The 21,406-nt window shown below is 66.7% G+C and carries 19 protein-coding genes and 1 pseudogene; 11 read left to right on the forward strand and 9 right to left on the reverse strand.

Annotated features, from left to right (window positions below):
- Nucleotides 1–862, reverse strand: an 862-nt coding sequence (locus tag BST12_RS25535) for a PE family protein (protein ID WP_139801929.1), incomplete at its 3' end; no start/stop codon positions are given.
- Nucleotides 863–969: 107 nt separating this feature from the next.
- Here BST12_RS25535 and BST12_RS25540 point away from each other — a divergent pair.
- Nucleotides 970–2,366: pseudogene (locus BST12_RS25540) on the forward strand (lipase maturation factor family protein).
- A gap of 1 nt (nt 2,367) precedes the next feature.
- Here the strand turns inward: BST12_RS25540 and BST12_RS25545 are convergent.
- The 4 genes from BST12_RS25545 to BST12_RS25560 are packed head-to-tail and all read right to left on the reverse strand — an operon-like array spanning nt 2,368 to nt 6,630.
- Nucleotides 2,368–4,350, reverse strand: coding sequence for a PPE family protein (locus tag BST12_RS25545; protein ID WP_083116023.1), 1,983 nt, complete (start codon nt 4,348–4,350; stop codon nt 2,368–2,370).
- The gene (locus BST12_RS25550; protein ID WP_211281361.1) at nt 4,350–5,822 is read right to left on the reverse strand and encodes a PPE domain-containing protein; all 1,473 of its coding nucleotides are present in this window, start codon (nt 5,820–5,822) and stop codon (nt 4,350–4,352) included. The genes BST12_RS25545 and BST12_RS25550 overlap by 1 nt, the downstream gene beginning before the upstream one ends.
- A 2-nt stretch (nt 5,823–5,824) precedes the next feature.
- Complete coding sequence (locus BST12_RS25555; protein ID WP_083116024.1) at nt 5,825–6,127, reverse strand: PE family protein; 303 nt, start codon at nt 6,125–6,127, stop codon at nt 5,825–5,827.
- Nucleotides 6,124–6,630 (reverse strand): hypothetical protein, encoded by a 507-nt coding sequence (locus tag BST12_RS25560; RefSeq protein WP_083116025.1) that lies wholly within the window; start codon nt 6,628–6,630, stop codon nt 6,124–6,126. The genes BST12_RS25555 and BST12_RS25560 overlap by 4 nt, the downstream gene beginning before the upstream one ends.
- A gap of 62 nt (nt 6,631–6,692) precedes the next feature.
- Here BST12_RS25560 and BST12_RS25565 point away from each other — a divergent pair, with 62 nt between their 5' ends.
- A complete protein-coding gene (locus tag BST12_RS25565; protein WP_083116026.1) occupies nt 6,693–7,118 on the forward strand; it encodes a hypothetical protein in 426 nt (141 codons plus the stop codon).
- Nucleotides 7,115–7,888, forward strand: coding sequence for a hypothetical protein (locus tag BST12_RS25570; protein WP_083116027.1), 774 nt, complete (start codon nt 7,115–7,117; stop codon nt 7,886–7,888). The genes BST12_RS25565 and BST12_RS25570 overlap by 4 nt, the downstream gene beginning before the upstream one ends.
- A 7-nt stretch (nt 7,889–7,895) precedes the next feature.
- Here the strand turns inward: BST12_RS25570 and BST12_RS25575 are convergent, their stop codons facing one another.
- A complete protein-coding gene (locus BST12_RS25575; RefSeq protein ID WP_083116028.1) occupies nt 7,896–9,545 on the reverse strand; it encodes an acetolactate synthase large subunit in 1,650 nt (549 codons plus the stop codon).
- A gap of 91 nt (nt 9,546–9,636) precedes the next feature.
- Between BST12_RS25575 and BST12_RS25580 the strand changes: the two genes are divergently transcribed.
- Complete coding sequence (locus BST12_RS25580; protein WP_083116029.1) at nt 9,637–11,013, forward strand: NADP-dependent succinic semialdehyde dehydrogenase; 1,377 nt, start codon at nt 9,637–9,639, stop codon at nt 11,011–11,013.
- On the opposite strand, the gene BST12_RS25585 is transcribed toward BST12_RS25580, so the two are convergent.
- From BST12_RS25585 to BST12_RS25595, 3 genes are all read right to left on the reverse strand, one after another.
- Nucleotides 11,010–11,699 (reverse strand): TetR/AcrR family transcriptional regulator, encoded by a 690-nt coding sequence (locus tag BST12_RS25585; protein WP_083116030.1) that lies wholly within the window; start codon nt 11,697–11,699, stop codon nt 11,010–11,012. The two genes, BST12_RS25580 and BST12_RS25585, sit on opposite strands and share 4 nt — an antisense overlap.
- A 191-nt stretch (nt 11,700–11,890) precedes the next feature.
- Nucleotides 11,891–13,600 (reverse strand): acyl-CoA dehydrogenase family protein, encoded by a 1,710-nt coding sequence (locus BST12_RS25590; protein WP_083116031.1) that lies wholly within the window; start codon nt 13,598–13,600, stop codon nt 11,891–11,893.
- Nucleotides 13,560–14,582 carry a hypothetical protein gene (locus BST12_RS25595; RefSeq protein WP_083116032.1) on the reverse strand — a complete coding sequence of 341 codons (1,023 nt, stop codon included), beginning with the start codon at nt 14,580–14,582 and terminating at the stop codon, nt 13,560–13,562. The genes BST12_RS25590 and BST12_RS25595 overlap by 41 nt, the downstream gene beginning before the upstream one ends.
- Before the next feature lie 313 nt (nt 14,583–14,895).
- On the opposite strand from BST12_RS25595, the gene BST12_RS25600 reads away from it, so the two are divergent.
- The 7 genes from BST12_RS25600 to BST12_RS25630 all read left to right on the forward strand — a co-directional run.
- The gene (locus tag BST12_RS25600; protein WP_083116033.1) at nt 14,896–16,152 is read left to right on the forward strand and encodes an aminotransferase class I/II-fold pyridoxal phosphate-dependent enzyme; all 1,257 of its coding nucleotides are present in this window, start codon (nt 14,896–14,898) and stop codon (nt 16,150–16,152) included.
- Complete coding sequence (locus BST12_RS25605) at nt 16,149–17,018, forward strand: HpcH/HpaI aldolase/citrate lyase family protein (protein ID WP_083116034.1); 870 nt, start codon at nt 16,149–16,151, stop codon at nt 17,016–17,018. Before BST12_RS25600 ends, BST12_RS25605 begins: the two co-directional genes overlap by 4 nt.
- A gap of 15 nt (nt 17,019–17,033) precedes the next feature.
- Nucleotides 17,034–17,558 (forward strand): MaoC/PaaZ C-terminal domain-containing protein, encoded by a 525-nt coding sequence (locus tag BST12_RS25610; RefSeq protein ID WP_083116035.1) that lies wholly within the window; start codon nt 17,034–17,036, stop codon nt 17,556–17,558.
- Between the two features lies 1 nt (nt 17,559).
- Entirely contained in the window at nt 17,560–18,825 is a 1,266-nt protein-coding gene (locus BST12_RS25615; RefSeq protein WP_083116036.1) for an ATP-grasp domain-containing protein, read from the forward strand.
- 12 nt (nt 18,826–18,837) lie between these two features.
- Entirely contained in the window at nt 18,838–19,527 is a 690-nt protein-coding gene (locus tag BST12_RS25620) for a class I SAM-dependent methyltransferase (protein WP_083116037.1), read from the forward strand.
- Between the two features lie 44 nt (nt 19,528–19,571).
- A complete protein-coding gene (locus BST12_RS25625) occupies nt 19,572–20,549 on the forward strand; it encodes a phosphotriesterase family protein (protein ID WP_083116038.1) in 978 nt (325 codons plus the stop codon).
- Nucleotides 20,550–20,564: 15 nt separating this feature from the next.
- Nucleotides 20,565–21,406, forward strand: an 842-nt coding sequence (locus BST12_RS25630) for a PE family protein (protein WP_139801930.1), incomplete at its 3' end; no start/stop codon positions are given.

Genomic DNA, 21,406 nt, shown 5'->3' on the forward strand with positions numbered 1-21,406 from the left:
CGCCGACGCCGCCGGTCCCGCCCGCACCGCCCGCACCGCCGTCGCCGAGCAACGATCCGCCGCGCCCACCCATGCCGCCGTGGCCACCGACACCGCCCGCAGTGCCGTTGCCGCCCGTCCCGCCGCCACCGCCATTGGCGCCGGCCAACCCATCGGCGCCCGGGCTGCCCGTGATGATCCCGGCCGCGCCCGGCGCACCGGTGCCACCCACGCCGCCGGCCCCACCCGCACCGATCAATCCCGCGTTGCCGCCCACGCCGCCGGTGCCGCCGCCGATACCGCCCATGCCGCCGGTTCCGCCGGCACCGAACAACCAGCCGCCCTTGCCACCAGCCCCACCGGTCGCGCCGGCCCCGCCCGCACCGCCGGTACCCCCGGTGCCCCACAAGCCGGCGTTGCCGCCGGCCCCACCGGCCTGACCGGCCGTACCCGGCGCCCCGGCCCCGCCGTTGCCGAACAACAACCCGCCGTCGGAACCGGCGCCTCCCGGTGTCGTCGCATTGGCGCCGTTACCGATCAGCGGCCGCGACAGCAGTAGCTGCGTGGGCGCGTTGATCACGTCGAGGAGAATTTGTTGAGCATTGACGGCCTCGGCACTCGCGTATGCGCCGCCCGCGGCGGACAGGCCCTGAACGAATTGCGCGTGGAACCGGGCCGCCTGGGCACTCAGCGATTGATAGGCGCGGCCGTGTTCGGTGAACGCCGCTGCGATGGCCGCCGACACCTCGTCACCGGCCGCGGCCACCACCGATGTGGTCGAACCCACCGCCGCGGCATTGGCAACGTGAATCGTGGAACCGAGATCGGTGAGATCCTGCGCGGCAATCCCGACGAAGTCCGGCATTATGCTTACCAAAGACATCGCATACCTCCTGGTATCCGAGGCGGGATTCGGCTCCGCGATGTTAACTCGCGAGCGCTGAGCCCGTTACCGGTTTTGCTTTCGTCACCGTCCAAGGAGTTTCGGCCATGGGATGGTTTTCGGCTCCCGAATACTGGCTCGGCGTGCTGGTGCTGGAGCGGGGGACGGCGGCCATTTACCTGATCGCGTTCGTCGGGGCCGCATTGCAATTCCGGGCGCTCATCGGGGAGCAGGGAATGCTGCCGGTACCGCGATTTCTGGCCGGGCGGCCATTCTGGACATCGCCGAGCGTTTCCACTTCCGCTATTCCGACCGGTTATTCGCCGGCGTCTGCTGGTTCGGCGCGGCGGTTTCGGCCGCTGTGGTGGCGGGCGCCGCTCGGCTGGCGCCGCTGTGGGCCGGGATGCTGGTGTGGCTGATGCTGTGGGTGCTGTATCTGTCGATCGTCAACGTGGGACAGGCGTGGTACTCGTTCGGGTGGGAGTCGCTGCTGCTGGAAACCGGCTTCTTGATGATCTTCCTCGGCAACGAGCGAGTGGCCCCGCCGCTGCTGACCCTGCTGTTGGTGCGGTGGCTGCTGTTTCGGGTCGAGTTCGGCGCCGGGCTGATCAAGATGCGCGGCGATTCCTGTTGGCGCGACCTGACCTGCCTGTACTACCACCATGAGACGCAGCCGATGCCGGGGCCGATGAGCTGGTTCTTTCATCACCTGCCCAAGCCACTGCACCGAATCGAGGTGGCGGGCAACCATTTTGCGCAGCTGGTGGTTCCGTTCGGGTTGTTCGCGCCACAGCCGGTGGCCGGCATTGCCGCGGCGATCATCATCGTCACGCAGTTGTGGCTGGTGACGTCCGGCAACTTCTCCTGGCTCAACTGGGTGACAATCCTGTTGGCGTGCAGCGCGATAGCCCGCCCGGCGCCGCGGTTGCCCGGGCCGCCGCCATGGTTCGCCGTGCTGGTGCTCATCTTCGCCGCGGGCATGCTGGTGTTGAGCTACTGGCCGGCCCGCAACATGCTCTCAGCCGGGCAGCGAATGAACATGTCCTTCAACGCCTTTCACTTGGCCAACACCTACGGCGCATTCGGCAGCATCTGCCGCATCCGTCAGGAAGTGGTGATCGAAGGCACCGACGAGGCGCACGTAGGCGAGGAAACGGTGTGGCGGGAATACGAATTCAAGGGCAAGCCCACCGATTTGCGCCGGCTGCCCCGGCAATGGGCGCCCTACCATCTGCGGCTGGACTGGCTAATGTGGTTCGCGGCGATCTCACCCGGCTACGCGCTGCCCTGGATGACGCCATTTCTGACGCGACTGCTGCGCGGTGATCGGCCGACGCTACGGCTGTTGCGCCACAACCCTTTTCCCGCTGCACCGCCGCGGTATGTGCGCGCACAGCTTTATGTGTACCGGTTCACCACCTGGCAGGAGTTGCGGCGCGAGCACGCCTGGTGGCATCGGACGCTGGTCGGCGGCTACGTCTCGCCGCTGTCGTTGCGGAAGTGACTCAGAAGAAGAAGCCCGCGTGTCCGCTGGTGGATTTGAAGCCACCCGAGCTGAAGTCGCCGACGTTCGAAATGCCCGAGTCCTTGAAGCCGGAATTGTTGATGCCCACACTGGCGCCATCGCCGGTCTGGTTGCCGCCTGAGTTGCCCCAACCGGTGTTCTGGAAACCGTAATTGAGGTAGCCGACGTTCTGCATGCCGGTGTTTGCGATGCCGACGTTGCCGGCCTTGCCGCTGGTGTTGTAGATGCCCGCCGTGGTGCCCTTGCCGACGCCGCCACCGCCGCCACCGCCACCTCCGCCGCCACCTCCGCCCGCCCCGCCGTTCAGGTTGTTGAAGGCGCCGGAAGTGTGGCCGCCATTGCTGGCGTTGTAGAAGCCCGAGCTGCTGCTACCGGTGTTTCCGTAGCCGGAGTTGACGGCGTTGACATTTGTTGCGGCGCCGAAGCCGGTGTTGACATTGCCTGCGTTGAAACCGCCGGTGTTGGTGTCGCCGGCATTGCCGAAGCCGGTATTGACGTTGCCCGAGTTGAAAAAGCCGGTGTTGCCGCCGAACCCGGCGCCGGAATTGAAGCTGCCGAAATTCAGGCCGGTGCCGGAGTTGAAACTGCCCGCGTTCTGCCCGCCGCCCGAATTGAAGTCGCCGGCATTGTGTCCGAGCCCCGAGTTGAAGCTGCCGGCGTTACTGCCAGCGCCGGAGTTGAACATGCCGAAGTTGATCGAGCTGGAGTTCGCCAAACCGGTATTGATGTCACCGGAGTTGAAAAGGCCCGTGTTGGTGTGACCCGCATTCCCGAAGCCGAAGTTTCCGACGCCCGAGTTGCCGATGCCGATATTGCCGCTGCCGGAGTTGAAGAAGCCGATGTTATTGCTGCCGGAGTTGAATAGGCCGATGTTGTTGGTCCCGGAGTTGAGGGCACCGAAGCTGAATTGGCCCGTTGCCTGGTCGTAGTAGGTGTTCCCAATGCCGATCAGGTTGTTGCCGGTGAGCCCGAAGCCGACGTTGTTGCTGCCGGTGTTGCCCAAACCGATGTTGTTGTTGCCCGCGGTGCCGCCGGCACCGGAGTTTCCGCAGCCGATGTTCCCGCTGCCGATGTTTCCGTTGCCGAAGTTCTGGTTGCCGATATTGCCTGAGCCGACGTTGGAGTTGCCCCGGTTGCCGCTGCCGAAGTTGTTACTGCCGGCGTTACCCGAGCCGACGTTCAGGTTGCCGGTGTTGCCCGAGCCGGCATTGGAGTTGCCGGTGTTGCCCGAGCCGGCATTGGAGTTGCCGGTGTTGCCGGAGCCCACATTGGTCGCGCCGGTGTTTGCGTTACCCAAGTTGCCGTCGCCGCGGTTTCCCGAGCCCAGGTTGTTGCTGCCGGTGTTGCCCGCGCCCAGGTTGCTGTCACCCTTGTTACCCGAGCCGAGGTTGAGGCTGCCCTTGTTGCCGACGCCGAAGTTGATGCCGAGCGCCTGCGCCGCGGCTGCCGGCAGTTGTCGCCACGGCGCCAGCTGGGCGGCCACCGCCGAAGCCCCGGCGTGATAGCCCGCCATCGCGGTCACATCCTGGGCCCAGAATTGCTCATACTGCGCTTCCATGTCGGCGATCGCCGGGGCGTTGAGCCCCAACAGGTTTGACATCACCAGGGACACCAGCTGCGAACGGTTGACCGAAACCAGGAGCGGATGGATCGTCGCCGCGTACGCGGCCTCGTACACCGACGTCATCGCGCGGGCCTGGCCGGCCGCCGCCGCCGCACTTCCCGCGGCACTGCCCAACCAGGTCGCATACGGGGTGGCTACCTCGGCCATCGCCGCGGCCGCGGGCCCCTGCCACGCCTGCGCGACCAGGCCGGCCGTCACCGAGCCGAATGATGTTGCGGCCGCGTTCAATTCATTGGCCAGCCCATCCCAGGCCGTCGCGGCGGCCACCATCGGTCCGGATCCGGCACCGGAGTACATCAACGCCGAATTGATCTCCGGTGCCCACACCGAAAAGTTCACTACGCATTCCCTTTCATTTCGTTCCAGGTGTCCGGCAGCATCGGCACCACCGGACCGCTGCCGAAGGTGTCGCCGGCCAGCGTCGTCAGTCCCGCCGGGGGCAACGGCGCCGCAGCCCCGGCCGTCTGAGTTCCGGCGAATCCCATTGGCCCAGCGCCCAATACCGATGGCGCACACCGACCCGCCGGCTCGTCGTCGAGCTGCAGATACTCGTAGCGATAGCCGCGGTCGATGGTCGCCCGCCGTTGCCGGCCTGCCCGCGCCTGCCGATCCCGACTCGCTGTCGAGATGCCAGCGGCCGCTGCGGCCCGGTCCGGGGCCGACTGCTCGGCCGTGATGCGCGCGCCCAGCGCGGAACCGAACCCCGGGCCAGGGCCGCCCACCAGGTAGGCGAATCCATCGACGCTCGGTATCGGGGCCGGCGGTGCCGGCGGCGGGGCCGGCGCGGGGCCGGCGGGGGTAACCGCCGGCGCCGGCGCGGGCGTGGGCGCCGACGTGAGCACGGGCGGCGCGAGCATTGCCGGTACTTCGGGTGCCGGTACAGCCGGCATCGGGCCCGGTGTGGGTACGAGTGCCGGCGTGGGCACCGCGGCCAAACCCGACAGACCGGCCAGCCCGCCCAGGTTGGCGGCGGCGAGGTTGAGGGCAATGGGCAGCAGCAGCGGGGCGGTCTGAACCAGGAAACGCAGCGTCCGCAGTGTCCAGTTGACCGCACGGAAGGTCTGCCATGCGAAGAAGTAGGAGACGAGTGCGGGCAGCTGCGAGGGATTCGTCAGGACCTGCGGGAGATTGGTGAACAGATAACTGAGCGCTTGCTGGTTGCCACTGATGAAGTTGGGCAGGTTCTGCAAGTACTCGAGTGCACTCCAAGTGGGCTGGCCCTGACCGGGGTAACGCCTGCCGTCGGCGCCGAAGATCATCGCCCAGATTTCCGCCGGCGTGGGCAACTGAAACCCGCCGCCACCGCCGCCTCCGGCTGCCTGGGCAGCTTCGGTCGTGGCTTGATAGGTGCTCATTGTGGTGGCGGCCTGAGTCCACATCCGCGCGTAGTCGGCTTCGTTAACGGCGATCGGAATCGTATTGATGCCAAAGAAATTCGTCGCCAGCAGCACCCCGTGCACGGCATGGTTGGCGGCCAGCTCCGCCAGGGTTGGCATGGCCGCCAGAGCCGCGGTGTATGCCGCGGCCACCATGCCGTGCCGGGCCGCCTCCTCGCCGCTCAGGGCACCCGCCAGCGCCAGCCATTCCAGATACGGCACATGGGCGGCCACATACCTCGCCGCGGTTGGGCCCTCCCACACCTGTTGCGCGTCGGCCAGAACCGCAGTGAGTTCGGCTGCGGCGGTGTGGTATTCGCCGCTGAGCGCTGTCCAGGTGTCGGCAGCGGCCAGCAGCGGGCCCGGTCCCGGTCCGGTACTCAGCAGCGCCGAATGCACCTCCGGCGGCAAAGCAATCCAGACCGGCGCCGGCACGGTCAGGCACCCAGATACGCCGAGGCCGCCGCTGCGTCACCGGCGGCGTAATTGCCGCCGGCTTCAACCACACCCACACCGGCGCGACCCAACACCTCGATGCCGCGGGCCCCGGCCACCTCGTGCTGACTACCGCGCGCGCTGAACTCGACGGCGGCCTGCAGCGAAACGGGGTCCGCCGCCGGCGCCACCACCACCGAAATCACCGGAGCCGCTGCCGAATGCGCCGCCGCAAGCCGGGCCGTGATCGCCTCGACTGCCGCGCTGACCGCCGCAAGACCCTCCGGGACGACCCGCAGAGTCACGGCGCGCGCCCCGCCGCCGCCGCGATAGCCCAGCCGAACAACCCGGCCACCAGCCCGAAACCCAAATGGAACAACGCCTTCTCGGCCAGCGCGGGCGACATCGCCGCGACCGAGCCGATGAGCGCAACGAGGTGGATGGGCGCCGCGGCCGGCACGATCACCCACCGCCGTCGCCGCACGAACCGCGCGCCGGCCACCGTACACAGCAGGACGCCGGCGGCCACATAGCGCAAGTCGCCCACAGCGGCGCCGGTCCCGGCATGCATCGCGAAGGTTGCAATCGTCGCGGCCGTCCCAACCGCCACCACCGTCGCCCGGCGGCCGGTCGCCAACACCACCGCGACCAACAGGGTCAACCACACCAGGCCGCGGTGGCCCGGCAGCCCCATCGGGATGCGGATATCGGCGTAGCCGACGATCGCCACGACGGCCAGCACGGGGAGAACAACCTCACGAGCCAGCGACCGGCCAGCTACCGGACGCGCTCCCTCCCAGAACGTCACCTGCGGAACATTACTCTCATCTAGTCCTTAGTTGCGGATATTTTCCTGCATAATTCCTGTATATGCGGCCACATATCCGGCAGTTGTTTGGCGCGGTTCTGACGTTCCTGGCCCTCAGCGCGTGCGGGGCCTCCTCGACCGACAGCGCAGGATCGCTCGCCGTCGTGCAGAACGGCAGGGTGTTGAGCCGCCTCACGCTGTCGCAGCTGACGGCCCTGCCCCAGGCTGAGATCGTCACACCGCAGTCACGCGGCGCCCAGGTCCAGAAGGGCCCCACCCTGCGTAGCGTCCTCAACGCCGCCGGAGCCACCGGCATCGAACGGGTGCGCGTGGAGGGCCGCGATCCAGCCCAGACGTTTGGCTCCGCGGAGCTGACCGAACAGCTCGTCCTCAACATCACCAAGCGAAACACCCTCAAGCTCACCGGAACTCAACTCGGTCGGGATCGGTGGGTACGCGACGTCACGACGCTGGTGGTCAATCCATGACCGCGCTGGCCGGGGTTGATCTGCTGATCGGCATTGACGACACCGACGATCAATACAGTCCCGGAACGGGACGACGGGCGCGGGCGCTGCTGATTGAGCTGGCCGACGCGGGGCTGGGCACCGCGGCCGGAGCTACCAGACACCAGCTCTTGGTCGACGACCGAATCCCTTACACCTCACACAATTCCAGCGCGTGCCTGGCCTGGCGCAGCGCCGGGGCGAACCCGCAGGCCGTGTTGGCAGATGTCATCGAGCTGGCGGGGCGGTTCCTGGAGCGGGTGTCCCCGCCCGATGCCGATCCCGGGTTGGCCGTGGCCATACCGAGTCTGGTCCAAAAGGCGCCGCTGGTGGACTTCGGCCGGCGCGCGAAGCGAGACGTGTTGCATACCAGCCTTGCTCGTGACCTCGCCGCGGCTACCGGGGTGCATCTTTCCGGACATGGCGGCACGCAGGACGGGGTGCTGGGCGCGTTGGCCGCGGTCGGGCTACACCTGTCCGGCAACGACGGGCTGTTCATCACCTTGCCGGGCCTCTATGAGCTGCCGGCCCAAACCAGCTTCGAGGAGCTCTGCGCACTAATCCCGCTGGATTGCGCGCGCGACGGCGGCCAGGGCAAACCGCGGGCCGACGATCTCGTCGAGTTGGGCGATTGGGTGCATCCCGTACTGCTCGGCGGTCGAACGGTCTTACTGCTGGAACCGCCGGCCGAACGCGCCGACGGCCGGCGCGTCTGGCGCACCGCCCCGCGGGCGGTCGTGAAGCAGTACTGACCGGGGACTACAGCGTCTCGTCGAGTTCGCCCAGTCGATCGGTCAGCCGCAAGTTCTCCGAATAGTCGACGGGACAGGAGATGAGCGAAACGCCGTCGTCGGCCAGGGCGGCCTGCAGCGTCGGCAGCAATTCCTCGGCGCTGTTGATCCGGTACCCCTTGGCGCCAAAGCTTTCCGCGTAGCTCACCACATCCGGGTTGCCGAACGACACATAGTGATGCTCGCCGAGTTCAAGGTCCATCTTCCACTGGATGAGGCCGTAGCCGCCGTCGTCCCAAATCAGCACCACCAGCGGTATCCGTTCCCGCACAGCGGTTTCGATCTCCTGGGAGTTCATCAGGAATGCGCCGTCGCCCACCACGGCCAGCACCTTGGCTTCCGGCCTGGCCAGCTTCACGCCGAGGGCACCTGGCAGGGCAAACCCCATGGTGGACAATCCGTTTGAAACCAGGCAGGTGTTGCGTTCATACGTCGGATACAGCCTGGCCATCCACATCTTGGTGGCACCGGTGTCGACCAGCACCACGTCGCCGCGGCCCAGGGCGGCACGGGTATCGGCGACCACTCGCTGCGGCGCCAGGGGGTAGCGCGAATCCTGTTGCCCCCGAACGAATTCCTCGGCTAACAGGCCGGCGCCCGGTATTTCGGCTCCTTCGCCGAAGCGGTGCCCGTCGAGCGCATCGGTGAGCGCATTGAGCGATTCGCTGATATCGCCGATGATTCCGACGTCCACCGAATAGTGCACATCGACCTCGGCCGGAAAGCGGTGGATGTGGATGATCTTCTTGTCCCCGGCCGGGTTTATCCGCACCGGGTCGAATTCCTGCAGCTCGTAGCCGACGGTGATGACGACGTCGGCATTGTCGAAGCCGAAATTGACGTAGTCGTGCCGCATGAATCCCAGGGTTCCGATGCTGTTGGGATGATCGTCGGGCATGACGCCCTTGCCGTGGAACGAGTTGGCCACCTGGATGCCGAGTTCTTCGGAGAACCGGACCAGCGCCGCGGTGGCATCGCCGCGGGCGGCGCCATGACCGGCCAGCACCACCGGCCGCTGCGCCTCGCGCAGGATGTCGACCGCCCGCGCCACCTGACGTGCCGCCGGCGCATCGGCGCGAACAACGTTGCGCGGCAACGGGTTCAACTCCGGATAGTCGTCACCATCGACATCGATGTGCTCGGGTATCGCCAGATACACCGCCGCCGGGCGTTCGGTTTCGGCGAGCTTGAACGCCTTGCGCAACATCTCCGGTATCGCGCGCACCGTCGGCACGCCGGCAGCCCACCGGGTGATCGGGGCGAACATCGACACCAGATCGACGTACTGGTGCGACTCCTTGTACTGACGATCCTGGCCGACCTGCGCGGAGATCGCCACCATGGGCGTGCTGTTGGTGGTGGCGTCGGCGACGCCGAGCTGCATGTTGATCGCGCCGGGTCCCAACGTCGCCGAAACCACCGCCGCGCGGCCTGTCACCCGCCCGTACATCTCGGCCATGAACGCCGCCGCCTGCTCGTGCCGGGTGAGCACGTAGCGGATATCGGATGCGGCCAGCGCCTGCACGAACCGGATGTTCTCCTCGCCGGGCAATCCGAATACGACGGAAACCCCCTCGTTTTCCAGGCACTTGACCATCAGCTCGGCCGCTGTACTCATCGGCTCCCTCCCTCTGGCTCCCTCTGGCCAACACTAGTGGCAGGCTGGGTAGCGGACGTTTGTGAACCCAACACAGCTAAGGACGGTCAGCGTGCCTATCGCCACCATCAACCCGGCCACCGGCGAGACAGTCAAGACCTTCACCCCGGCAACCGACGACGAAGTCGACGCCGCTATCGCCCGCGCATATGAACGCTTCCTCGACTACCGCCACTCCACCACCTTCGCCCAGCGCGCCGAGTGGGCCAACGCCACCGCGGACCTGCTGGACGCCGAGGCGGCGCAGACCGCCGCCATCATGACCCTGGAAATGGGCAAGACGCTGGCCGCGGCCGAGGCCGAAGTTCACAAGTGCGCCAAGGGCTTTCGCTACTACGCCGAGCAGGCCGAAGCGCTGCTGGCCGACGAGCCCGCCGACCCCGGCAAGGTCAACGCGTCCAAGGCATACACCCGTTGGCAACCGCTGGGCGTGGTGCTGGCGGTGATGCCATGGAACTTCCCGTTGTGGCAGGCCGTCAGGTTCGCCGCCCCGGCGCTGATGGCCGGCAACGTCGGCATCCTCAAGCACGCCTCGAACGTCCCGCAGTGCGCGCTGTATCTCGCCGACGTCATCGGCCGCGGCGGATTCCCGGACGGCTGCTTCCAGACCCTGCTGGTTCCCTCCAGCGCCGTCGAACGCATCCTGCGCGACCCGCGGGTCGCCGCGGCCACCCTGACCGGCAGCGAACCGGCCGGCCAATCCGTCGGCGCCATCGCCGGCGACGAGATCAAACCCACGGTGCTCGAACTCGGCGGCAGCGACCCGTTCATCGTGATGCCGTCGGCCGACCTGGACGCCGCGGTCAAGACGGCCGTGACCGGACGGGTGCAGAACAACGGGCAGTCCTGCATCGCCGCCAAGCGGTTCATCGTGCACACCGACATCTACGACGAGTTCCTCGACAAGTTCGTCGCACGGATGGAGGCGCTGAAAGTCGGCGACCCGACCGATCCGGACACCGACGTCGGTCCGCTGGCCACCGAGTCGGGTCGCGACGAGGTGGCCCAGCAGGTCGAGGACGCCGCCGCGGCGGGTGCGGTAATCCGTTGTGGCGGAAAGCGTCTCGACCGGCCCGGCTGGTTCTACCCGCCGACGGTGGTCAGCGACATCACCAAGGACATGGCGCTCTACACCGAGGAGGTGTTCGGCCCGGTCGCCTCGGTGTACCGGACCGCCGACGTCGACGAGGCGATCGAAATTGCCAACGCCACCACCTTCGGGCTGGGCTCCAACGCCTGGACGCAGGACGAGGCCGAGCAGGAGCGCTTCATCGACGGCATCGAGGCGGGCGCCGTCTTCATCAACGGGATGACGGTGTCCTACCCCGAGCTGCCGTTCGGCGGCGTCAAGCGATCCGGCTACGGCCGCGAACTCGCGGCACTCGGGATCCGCGAGTTCTGCAACGCCAAGACGGTGTGGGTCGGCTAGACGCCGGCCAGGGGGTCTGTTCGCGTTGCCGGCGGCTGCGAGCGTACCGGCGAATACGCAGCCGCCAGCACGGCGACGATCCGGCGCACGGCCAGGGCCGGCTGCTCGGGTGTGGGATCGTCGAGTCCGAGCACCGGGTCCAGGCCGCGCATGTACGGGGCCAGCGCCAGGTGCGGGAAGATCATCAGCAATAGCGACAGCAACACGTCGGTGTCGGAATCGGGTCGCAGGTCTCCGCGCGCCTTCGCGCCGTGCACCAGCGGGCGCAGCACTTCCAGATAGTGGCGGTGCAGCACGCTGCGCACGCTGATGCGCGCGTCGGTGTCGACCTCGAGCGAAGCCGCGGCGTGCAGCGCGCGTTCGCGCGGATGCTCGGCGTAATAGACGACCCAGCCGTCGAGCAGGTCGGTGAGAAATTCGAAGAACGGCCGGGTGGGTTCGAGGCTGAAGATCAGGTCCTCCATATAGGAGCGCACCCGTTGGCTGGCTATGTCGGTGATGTAGGCGTACAGGTCGCGCTTGTCCGCGAAGTACTGGAACAGGCTTCCTTTGGCTACCCGTGCGCGCCGGGCGATGACATTGAGGCTCCCGTTGGAGAAGCCGTGCGCACCGAATTCGGCTTCCGCGGCTTCTACGATGGCAGCCCGACGTGCGGGATCGACCCGCGCCCAAGTCACCGTTGGCATGGGCCCCCCTCGTAGCTTGAATGACCAGGGGTCATTCTACTGTGAGGCACCTCACAGTCAAGGACCTGCCGTTTTGGTGCGCCCTCGGGTGGGGCCATAGTGCGATTTGGGATGCGATAGCCCATGCGGTATCGCGTTCCCGTGCCAGCCCGCAGCCCCCGCCCGCCGCTACCCGCGGGTTTGCGGGTTTTTCAGGGCCGCATTTCGTAGGCGCCGTTGAGCGGCAGGACGTATTCCTTCCAGACCTGCTCGTAGCGCGACGCATCCTGGGCCGGACGGCGGATCATCCGCATCGCGAAACGACCCTGCTCGTCGGTCGTGGCCGACTTGTCGTGCAACTCAACCGCGTAAGTGTTGAAGTCGCGGACCAACAACGCGAAGATCTCGTCGATCAGCGCGTCGGACGCACCCGAGCGGGGTGCTTCTTCCAGGATCAGCTGCGCGTAGGGCACCAGCGCGAAAATCTGTCCCACGCCGAACGCGAAGTCGATGTCCTTCTGCTGCGCCGCATCCGGGGTGGCGCTGGCCAGCATCTCGGCCAGCACGTCGACCTGCTCGCGCAGCAGCGCGACATTGGGCAGATGGGCGTAGCTGTCGAACGAGGCGCGCCAGTCATGGAAGCGCACCTTGCCCAGGCCGCCGGTGGGGCCCTGGTTGAACAGGAAGGTGTCGTCGGCGGCGTCGTCGCGGCGGCCGATCAGCGGCAGCGAGGCGTCGGGGGCGAACAGGTAGTTGGGCATGAACTTGGCCAGCAGGCCGATGTTGATGTGAACGGTGCCTTCCAGCCGCGGCAACATGCCGATCTCTTGGGCGACGGTTTCGAAGAAGGTGTCCTTCTCCACGCCCTTGGCCGCGATGACGTCGAACAGTGCGGTGATGACGCGCTCACCCTCGCTGGTGACCTTGGCCTTGGTGAGCGGGCTGTACAGCAGGTAGCGACGGTCGTCGGCCGCCGCACTGCGCATGTAGTCCGACGCGCGGGTACACACCAGCCGCATGGCCACCAAGCGCGCGTAGGCGTCGGTGAGCAGCCGCCGCACGTGGCTGAAGTCGGTGACGACGGTGCCGTACAGATGCCGGTTGGCGGCGTGGGTGATCGCCTCGTAGAAGGCGTGGGTGCACATGCCGACCGAGCCCCAGCCCAGGTTGTACTTGCAGACGTTGACGGTGTTGAGGGCGGCGTGGAAAGCGCCGATGCCGCGGTGCAGCAGATCGGCCTCGCTGACCGGGTAGTCGTGCAGTGCGTAATTCGCCACGTAGTTCTGCGAATTCACCACGTTCTTCTTGCATTCGTAGCGGCCGTCCTGGGAGTCGGCGGCGAAGAAGACGTACTCGGCGTCCGTTGAACCGTCGTCGATCTTGCCGAAGGTGGACACCATCCGGGCGACGTTGGCGTTGCCGATGTAGTACTTCTCGCCGTTGGCAACCCAGCCGTTTTCCGACGGCGTCAGGATCAGGTCGGTCTGGTAGACGTCGGCGCCGTGGGTCTGCTCGGACAGGCCGAAGGCGAATACCTCGCCCTGTTCCAGCTGGGCGGCGGCCTTGCGCTTGGCGTCCTCGTTGTCGCTCATCCAGATCGGGCCCAGGCCCAGCGCGGTCACCTGGAACGGGTACCAGTAGCTCAGCCCGTAGAAGCCGATGATCTCGGCGAACTCGCTGATCCGGTAGGTATCCCACCGGCAATCATCCGAGGCGCCATACTCGGACGGCGTCAGCAGGGACGCGAAGATGCGGTTCTGCGCGACGTGGTTGAGAAAGTCGGAGTACCAGGCCCGCTCATGGGCGTCATGCTTGAGCTTTGCCTTGCCCCGGGACTCGAAGAAGTCCACCGTGGCCTGCATGATCTCCGCTGAGCGCTGGTCAGGATATTTGCGTTGCAGGTTGTTGGGGTTGAGCAGCATGAGGGTGGCTCCCAGCGCGAGACTTCGGAAAAGGACGAGCGTAGACGGTACGCCATTGGCGCGGTTGCGACGGCGCCGGTACTGCTACCGGCTTCTGTTGGGTGGTCAATATCGCCAGGCTGGCGGGCACAATCAGCAGTGCAAGTAGCAGCACGGGCCAGCTCACCGCGCGCCCGCCGACTATTTCAACGAACAGGGCGATGGCCGGGATCAAAGCCAGCGTTCCAGTCACCATTACCGGCGACAGACGCTGAATTGCGTACTGCATCAAGAAGAATGGCACCACGAGCGAAGCGAACGCGGCTCCGATCGACATGCCGACCGACATCTTGGGCGCGGCCAGCAAACCGAACGGGACTGAGATCAGCAAGGCGATGCCGGCCACGACCACCGTCGCGTAGTAGCGGTGTGCCATCACCTGCCACACACCGACTCCGTTGGCCCCCAGGCTGCGCGAGACGATGGCCACCCCGCCGGCCGCGAAGCCGTCGATGACGCCGAGCACGGATGCGACCAGCAGCGCCCCGATTCCGCGGGAATCCGACCCGGCCAACGCCACCACCAGCGCGGCACCCAGCGCAGCGAGCAGGCTTACCGCCCACCATTGAGCGGCACTGGGCCGTGTCACCGCGTCGCCGCGACTCGCCCGGAAACCCGACCACGCCGTCACCGCAAGCGGTGCCAGCGAGGCGCCCAACGTGAATACGACAACCGCCCCGTAAACCGCCACACCCAGGAAGAACGCGATGAAAGTCACCGCGGTCCACAAGTTCAGCCAGCCCAGAGTGCGGGTGACGGAGCCGACCGTTGCCGCAGCTGAGGCCGCGTTGCCACGAACCGCCAGGGCGCCGAGCAGCGTGCACGCGGCGGCCGCGATCGCCAAAATCAGCAGGCTGTCGGCCGGATTGATCATCGACAACCCCAACAGCGCGGTAATCACCGCGTGCAAACCGTTGCCGGCAATGAGGGCAGCCCAGGGCATCAGGTCATCACCATGCGCAGTAAGCCTGCCCCACCGGCGCGGCGGCGTCTGTCGACTAAGCGGGCATTGAGCGGGATGAATCGCGCATCCTTCGATGTCCCCCGATCAGGGGACACGAGATTCACTATCCGGTCCAGACCGATCGGTGGAGGGCCGCGAACGCTTTTGTTCTTAGAGTTTCTAAAGACTTGGGCGGTCGGCATAGGCAGAGATCGGGGACTTAGAAACCTTCGGGACCTTCAGGAACGGGCTGGCGACCAAGGCCATTTCCGTGTCCGTGCTACCGCACACACCAGCTGAAGGAGATCTGTCGATGGACCCGAATGAACAGGCCGGGGCACACCGATACCGCAATAACGCCAAAGCCGTCGACGTCGGCAACCCGGCCTGGCAAGCCGCCGCCGACAACTTCCTGCTGGACAACAGCGTGCGCTATGTCGGCAACGATCGGCTGGAGCGCCAGCGCGACGGCCATCGCTTCATCAACATGGTTTCGTGTTCTTATTTGGGACTCCATTCCCATCCGTGGGTTCTAGAAGGCGTGCGCACAGCGATTGATTCCGAGCAGACGTTCGCGCTGCCCGTCTCGCGGCTGCGTATCCGCTTCTCCATGCTCGACGAACTCGAAGCCGGACTCTCGGCCCTATACCGCGCCCGCAGCGTCGCCGCGATTTCTGCGTCGGTGGCCAGCGCCGCCGTGTTGCCGCTGATCGCTTCGGGCCATTTGACCGACGACGGGGAACCGCGCGTCATGGTGTTCGACAAGCACAGCCACTTCTCGCTCAACTACATCAAGCCAATCTGCGCCGACGAGGCGCCGGTCTTCACCTGCCCGCACAACGACATCGACTACCTCGAGGACATGTGCAAGAAGCACAAGCGGGTGGCCTACGTCGCTGACGGCGCCTACTCGCTGGGCGGCGTCGCTCCGGTGCAGGAGCTGCTCGAATTGCAGGACCGCTACGGGTTGCACCTCTTTTTCGACGACTCGCATTCGTTGGCGATGTACGGGACCCGGGGCGAAGGAATTGTGCGGTCGCTGATGCCCGAGGAGCTCAACCCGCTGACCATCATCGTGGGTTCGCTCGGGAAGGGATTCGGCGCGACCGGGGGCGTCATCATGTTGGGCAACGAGACGCACTACGACGTGCTGATGCGATTCGGCGGACCGCTGGCCTGGTCGCAGCCGCAGAACGGGCCGACGATCGGCGGCTGCCTGGGTTCGCTGCGGGTGCACAATTCACCCGAGCTGGCACAGCGCCAGCAGCAGCTGCGCCGCAATGCCGCACTTTTCGACAGCCTGATTCCCACCCCGCAGGCGGGTCTGGATACCGCGATCCGGCTTATCGAAATCGGCGCGGAAGACAAAGCGATCGGGCTGTCCAGTCAAATTCTGGAACGCGGCTTCTACACCTCAGCGGTCTTCTTTCCGGTTACCGCCAAAGGCCAGGCAGGCCTGCGAATCATGCTGCGCGCCGACAACGATCCGGACGACATCCGCCGGTTCTGCCAAACCGTCAGCGAGTTGGTGGGGCTGGAATCCCCTGAGCTGGCTGGTGTTTCGCCGTGAGTCAGCCCGGGCACCGGCCGGCGGTGTTTCGCACCATGCTGATGACCAGCGCGGTCAACCCGCGCCAGTACCACGCGGCGCTGGACTCAGGGGCCGACATATGCACGCTGGACCTGGAAGACTCGGTGCCGCCCGCGCTGCGCGCGCAGGCTCGCCGCCAAGCGGGCGCGATGTTCGGCGAGGCGTCCGTACGGAACGCGAAATGCGTTCGCGCCCTCCGGTTCAACAGCATGCGCACCACCGACGGGTTGCGCGACATTCTGGCACTCGCCTACGGCGCCATCCGTCCCGATGCACTGCTGGTCCCCAAGGTCGAGAGCGCCCACGATCTGCTCATGCTGCAGGACATGCTGGGTGAGCTTGGCGACATCCCCTTCTTGGCGACGATCGAAACCGCGGCCGGTCTGGCTGCGGTTGAGGAGATCGCCGCCGTTGGGCCGCGAGTGCGCGCACTGGTTTTCGGAGCCGCCGACTTCGCCGCAGAGCTGGGCATATCAATGGAATGGGAGCCGCTGCTGTATGCACGCTCGCGGATCGTCGCGGCGGCGGCCGGGGCAGGCATCTCAGCGATCGACGCGCCCACCTTCGACCTCGGCGATGATCTGGCCCTCAAGATAGATGTGAACCGATCCCGCGAACTCGGCTTCGGCGGCAAGGCCGCGATCCATCCTCGACAGGTCGCCGTGATCAACGAGGCCTTCTCCCCGTTGCCGGCAGAGGTGGAACGCGCTCGCCGCGTGATCGGCATGGTAGACGGCGGGTCTCGGGCGATCGGTGTCCTGGACGGACAGATGGTCGGCCCGCCCATGGTCGCCGCGGCGCACCGCCTCCTGCGTCACGCGAAAGCTCTTGACGCACAACACTAGTGGATGGGATTGGCCATGGATCAAGTCCGTGCGTATAAGCAGGTGGGCGACCGCCGGTGGCGGGAGTCGCGTGGCGTCGTCTACGAAGACATCGAAGTGGGGACAATCGTCGAGCACCGCCCGGGCCGCACGCTCACCGAAGCCGACAACATCTGGATGTCGTTGCTTTCCCTTAACCTGCACCCGTTGCACATTGACGATGCGTACTGCGAAAAGACCGAGTGGCAGCGCCCTTTGGTGTCCAGCCTGGTCACGTTGTCGATCGTCTCCGGCATGAGCGTGCAGAGCACCAGCGCACGCGGCCTGGCCAATCTCGGCTGGGACAACATCCGCCTGGTGGCCCCGGTCTTCGTCGGCGACACCATCTACGCTGAGACCGAGTACCTGGACAAGCGTCTGTCGAAATCCCGGCCCAACCAAGGCATAGTCAGCTGCGCCACGCGCGGCGTCAAAGCCGACGGCACGCTGTTCCTGACCTGTCAACGCTCGTTCCTGCTACCCACCCGAGACCACGATCTCGAAGACCAGGCCGGGTACTGACGTGCCGGACGATCCATTGGGACACGTCGTACTGGTCGACAGCTACGGCGCTATCGGAACCCAACTGGCCCAAGGCTTTCGGGACGCGGGATATACCCCGCTGCGGGTACAGAGCACCGCGGAGGCGCCAACCGGTTTACGCGGCCAGCCGGATCGATTCCCCTATACCGTCGACCTCGTGCACCGCCGCCTGGCTGCGACGCTGGCCGCACTGGCGCCCTACCACCCGGTTGCAGTGGTGGCCGGCACCGAGCCCGGGGTAGAGCTGGCCGACGCGTTGAGCGAGGCCCTGCACCCGATTACCGGCGCGCCGACCAACGGAACAGCGTTGAGCCCCGCCCGGCGCGACAAGTTCCTGATGATCGAGCGGATCAAAGCACAAGGCCTGCGCGGCGCCCGCCAGATTCTGGTGCACGACGAACACCAACTTCGCCAGTGGCACAACGATATTGGTGGCACGATCATCCTCAAGCCACTGCGCAGCGCCGCCAATGACGGTGTCACCTGGTGTCGCACCCCCGAGGATGCCGTGCAAGCCTTCCGGCGCCTCGACGGGCGGGAGAACATTCTGGCGCACCGCCGTGACGGGGTCGTTGCACAGGAATGTCTGGTCGGCACCGAATACACGGTCGACACCGTCAGCCGCGACGGCGTGCACGAGGTGTGCGACATCTGGGAGTCATATCGCATCAGCGCCAACGGTATTCCCGATCTGCTGGTTGCCTGGCGGTTACTGCCGGCGACCGGCGAAGTGCAAGACGACCTGGTTGCCTACACGTGCGCGGTGCTCGACGCCCTCGGTATCCGCCATGGTGCGGCGCACGCGGAGATCAAGCTGACGCCGGACGGGCCGTGCCTGGTCGAGGTGGGAGCGCGGATAGCGGGTGCCAACCTGCCTGAAGGAGCTCGTCTGGGCACCGGCAGGTCGCAGATCGACTGGATGGTGGACGCCTACGTGCGGCCCGAGACATTCGTCCGGCGAAGTGGGCGGCCCTACCGTCTGCGCCAACATGTCGCGCGAGCCACCATGGTGGCCCCCTGTAGCGGCACGCTGGTCTCCTACCACAGCCTGGAAGCCATCAAGGAGCTGGCGAGCTTCCACGACATGCAGCTGCGGGTCAATCCCGGTCAACAGCTGGCGCTCACCACCAACGACCTGACCTACCCGATCTTCGTCACGCTGGTGCACGAGGTCGGCGAAGTGGTGGCTCGCGATCTGTGGACACTGCGCTACCTCGACGGCGTCAGCTTCTACGAGATTGCCTAGAAGGGGCGCACAATGTCGCAGTGTTACTGCCACCTCGACTCAGACACCGCGCGGACGGCCGACGGCAGCCTCGTCGACCTCTACCGCCGAATGCCGCCGACGGGTGAGCCCGAGCAGCTGCACGCCCTACTGCCGCCGGGGAGCTCGGTACTGGAACTCGGCGCCGGCACCGGTCGCATCGCCGACCCGCTCGCCCAACTCGGCCACCGCGTGACCGCCGTCGACGACTCCGCCCTGATGCTCGCCGAAGTCCGGCACGCGCGCCCGGTACGCGCCCGCATCGAGGACCTGCGACTGGCCGAGCAGTTCGACGCAGTCCTGTTGGCCACCAACCTGATTCACTACCGCGGCGCCGACCTGCGCCGGGCGGTGCTGGCCGCGATAGCACACCATCTCAAGCCCACCGGCAAGGCCGTCATCCAGTGGAAGCCGCCGCCGTATTGGACCGCACGTCCCACCGGCTGGACGGAATCCAAGGCGATCGGCGAGGTGACGGTCAGCGTCACGATCCACCGCAATTCCGACGGGCTCGTCGACGGCGAATACGCGTTGATCGTCGACGAATCGGAGTTGCGGCAATGCTTTCACCTCGAGGTGCTGGCGCTCGAGGACATCGTCGGCGAACTCGACCGGGCCGGGCTGCAGCTGACTTCGGTGGCTCCGGAATCCACGGAATGGCTGGAAGTGGTTCATTCCGGCTAGCGACCCCTGTTGGTTTAGCACCGGATCGACTTAGCATCGGTGACGTGTCAGAACTAAATACCGCTCGCGGATCCATCGATACCGCCGATCTGGGCGTCACGCTCATGCACGAGCACGTATTCATCATGACCACCGAGATCGCCCTGAACTATCCCGAAGCCTGGGGCGATGAGGAACAGCGGGTAGCCGATGCGATCACCCGGCTCAATGAGCTCAAGGCCCGCGGCGTGGACACCATCGTCGACCTCACCGTGATCGGGCTCGGCCGCTACATCCCCCGGATCGCGCGCGTCGCGGCGGCCACTGAGCTGAATATCGTTGTGGCAACCGGGCTTTACACCTACAACGACGTCCCGTTCTGCTTCCACTACATGGGTCCGGGCGCACAGTTGGGCGGCCCGGAGATCATGACCGAGATGTTCGTGCGCGACATCGAGCAGGGCATCGCCGACACCGGCATCAAGGCCGGAATCCTCAAGTGTGCCACCGACGAGCCCGGCATCACCCCGGGCGTCGAGCGCGTGCTGCGCGCGGTTGCCCAGGCGCACAAGCAGACCGGGGTGCCGATCTCCACGCACACCCATGCGGGGTTGCGTCGCGGGCTCGAGCAGCAACGCATCTTCGAAGAAGAAGGCGTCGACCTGAGCCGGGTGATCATCGGGCATTCGGGAGACAGCACCGACGTCGGCTACCTCGAGGAGCTCATCTCGGCCGGCTCGTACCTGGGGATGGACCGGTTCGGCATCGACGTGATCCTGCCGTTCGAGGACCGGGTCAACATCGTGGCGACGATGTGCGAGCGCGGACATGCCGACAAGATGGTGCTCTCCCACGACGCCAACTGCTATTTCGACGCGCTGCCCGAGGAACTGCTCCCGGTGGCCGCACCCAACTGGCATTACCTGCACATCCACAACGACGTGATCCCGGCGTTGAAAGAGCGCGGGGTAACCGACGAGCAGCTGCACACCATGCTGGTGGACAACCCGCGGCGGATCTTCGAACGGCAGGGCAGCTACTAGGGCGAAGGGGCTCGCATGTCGTTCGTCTACACGATGCCGGACCAGGTGACAGTGGTGGCGGCGGATTTGGCCGGGATCGGCTCGGCGATCAGAACGGCCACCACGGCCGCCGGAACCCCGACCACCGCCGTGCTGGCCGCGGGCGCCGACGAGGTGTCCAACGCCATCGCGGCGTTGTTCGGCCGGCACGGCCAGGCGTATCAGGCACTCAGCGCCGAGGCATCGGCGTTTCACGATCGGTTCGTCCAGACACTGCACGCCGGGGCCGGTACGTACCTGCAAGCCGAGGCTGCCAGCGCCGCAACGAACCTGCTCGACGTCATCAATGCGCCAACACTGCAACTGTTCGGGCGCCCCTTGATCGGCAACGGTGCCAACGCGCCGGCAGGCTCCGGCGGCAACGGCAAGGACGGCGGTCTCCTATGGGGTGACGGCGGCGCCGGCGGGTCCGGCTCGATGCCGGGGCAGAACGGCGGCAACGGCGGGGCGGCGGGCCTATTCGGCAATGGCGGGCCTGGCGGCAGCGGCAACCCCGGCGGGGTGGGCATTCCTTCCGGCGCCGGCGGCAACGGCGGCGCCGGCGGGCTGCTGTTCGGGCACGGCGGCAATGGTGGCAGCGCCGGCCTCGCCCAGGTCGGTGGCAATGGCGGCGCGGGTGGTCTGCTGTTCGGCGCCGGCGGCGCGGGTGGCCTCGGCGGGTTCGGCCTGGGCGGCGCGCCCGGAAACGGCGGCAACGGCGGGCCCGGAGGCCTGCTGTTCGGTGCCGGCGGGCAGGGCGGCGCAGGTGGGACCGGCAGCAACGGCGGAATCGGTGGAACCGGCGGGACCGGAGGCATGCTGTTCGGCGCGGGCGGGAC

The sequence above is a fragment of the Mycobacterium angelicum genome, from assembly GCF_002086155.1.
Lineage (GTDB): Bacteria > Actinomycetota > Actinomycetes > Mycobacteriales > Mycobacteriaceae > Mycobacterium > Mycobacterium angelicum.